Source organism: Proteus hauseri ATCC 700826 (genome assembly GCF_001654965.1).
GTDB lineage: Bacteria > Pseudomonadota > Gammaproteobacteria > Enterobacterales > Enterobacteriaceae > Proteus > Proteus hauseri.
Genome location: NZ_LXEV01000043.1, coordinates 1 through 1,190 on the forward strand (window position 1 = coordinate 1; position 1,190 = coordinate 1,190).

The 1,190-nt window shown below is 50.9% G+C and carries 1 rRNA gene; it reads right to left on the minus strand.

From position 1 onward, the window contains the following. A 23S ribosomal RNA gene (locus M997_RS17045) occupies window positions 1-1,170 on the minus strand; the annotation flags it as partial. Between the last annotated feature and the right edge of the window lie 20 nt (window positions 1,171-1,190).

The following is a 1,190-nucleotide window of genomic DNA, read 5'->3' on the forward strand; positions in this document are numbered from 1 at the left end:
GTCGCTGCCGCAGCTTCGGTGCATGGTTTAGCCCCGTTACATCTTCCGCGCGGGCCGACTCGACCAGTGAGCTATTACGCTTTCTTTAAATGATGGCTGCTTCTAAGCCAACATCCTGGCTGTCTGAGCCTTCCCACTTCGTTTCCCACTTAACCATGACTTTGGGACCTTAGCTGGCGGTCTGGGTTGTTTCCCTCTTCACGACGGACGTTAGCACCCGCCGTGTGTCTCCCGTGATAACATTCTTCGGTATTCGCAGTTTGCATCGAGTTGGTAAGTCGGGATGACCCCCTAGTCGAAACAGTGCTCTACCCCCGAAGATGAGTTCACGAGGCGCTACCTAAATAGCTTTCGGGGAGAACCAGCTATCTCCCGGTTTGATTGGCCTTTCACCCCCATCCACAAGTCATCCGCTAATTTTTCAACATTAGTCGGTTCGGTCCTCCAGTTAGTGTTACCCAACCTTCAACCTGCCCATGGATAGATCACCGGGTTTCGGGTCTATACCCTGCAACTCATTCGCCCAGTTAAGACTCGGTTTCCCTACGGCTCCCCTATACGGTTAACCTTGCTACAGAATATAAGTCGCTGACCCATTATACAAAAGGTACGCAGTCACCCCATAAAAGAGGCTCCTACTGCTTGTACGTACACGGTTTCAGGTTCTTTTTCACTCCCCTCGCCGGGGTTCTTTTCGCCTTTCCCTCACGGTACTGGTTCACTATCGGTCAATCAGGAGTATTTAGCCTTGGAGGATGGTCCCCCCATATTCAGACAGGATAACACGTGTCCCGCCCTACTCGTCGAGTTCACAATAACAGCATCTTCAGATACGGGGCTATCACCCTTTACTGCCGGACTTTCCAGACCGTTCTCCTGATGCTGCTATTGATTAAGACTCTGGGCTGTTCCCCGTTCGCTCGCCGCTACTAGGGGAATCTCGGTTGATTTCTTTTCCTCGGGGTACTGAGATGTTTCAGTTCTCCCGGTTCGCTTCATGACGCTATGTATTCACGTCATGATAATATCCATTGGATATTGGGTTTCCCCATTCGGAAATCGTCGGTTATAACGGTTCATATCACCTTACCGACGCTTATCGCAGATTAGCACGTCCTTCATCGCCTCTGATTGCCTAGGCATCCACCGTGTACGCTTATTCGCTTAACCTCACAACCCGAAGGTGTCTT